Source organism: Arthrobacter sp. Y3223164, assembly GCF_059091005.1.
Map to the genome: position 1 here is coordinate 1 of NZ_JBNHGF010000679.1, position 890 is coordinate 890.

Consider the following 890-nt stretch of genomic DNA (forward strand, 5'->3'; position numbering starts at 1 on the left):
AGCCGCCCGGCCGGCGCGGGTGGCCCCGACCGTGGACGCGGATGCGCCGTATCCCACCAAGAACAGCCGCGGCTCCTTCACCACCGAGACGCCGTCGTCGCCCATCCTGATCCCGCCGCCCGGTTCACGCAGCCGAAGCGGCGCCAGGTGGTCCAGTGACGGCCGGAATCCGGTGGCCCAGAGGATGACGTCCACGTCTTCGGCCGAGCCGTCGGCGAATTCGACGCCGTGCTCAGTGATGCGGGCCAGCTTTCCGCGCGAGACGAGCACGCCGTCGTCGATGCCCTTCCGGTACGTCTCGGTCAGCGGCAGCCCCGTGGCGGCAACCACGCTCAGGGTCGGCAGGCCCGCGCGCGTGCGCTCGCCGACCCGGCGTTCCACGTCGACACCCCATTCCATGTCGAACGGGGCCGCGGTGAAGTCGGGGTCGCGGCGGGTGGACCAGAGCGTGTCCGCGCCGGCCGCGTCCAGTTGGAGCAGGAACTGCAGCGCGGACGTCCCGCCGCCGACCACCAGCACCCGCTGCCCGCGGAACTCGTCGGCCGACCAGAAGTTCCGGGTGTGCAACTGGCGGCCGCGGAACGTCTCCCGGCCCGGGTAGTGCGGCCAGTGCGGCTTGTCCCAGGTGCCGGTGCCGCTGATGACGGTCCGCGCCTGCCACTCGCCGCCGGTGGCGCTGCGCACGCGCAGGAAGGCACCGTCGTCGTCCACCGAGGTCACGCGCACGGGGCGGTGCACGGGGAGATTGAACCGCCGCTCGTAGGTGCCGTAATAACGGCGCACGACGGCGGAGGACGGCTCCTGCGGGTCCGGAACCCCGAGGGGCAGGCCGGGGAGGTCGTGCAGGCCGTGCGCCGCGTCGAAGGTCAGCGAGGGCCAGCGGTGGCGCC

Annotated in this window: 1 protein-coding gene; it reads right to left on the reverse strand. The window is 73.3% G+C overall.

Features of this window, described 5'->3' with window-relative positions; translation table 11 throughout:
• The coding region (locus AC5RUJ_RS17365) for an NAD(P)-binding domain-containing protein (RefSeq protein ID WP_494156388.1) at positions 1-890 on the reverse strand (890 nt) is incomplete at both ends.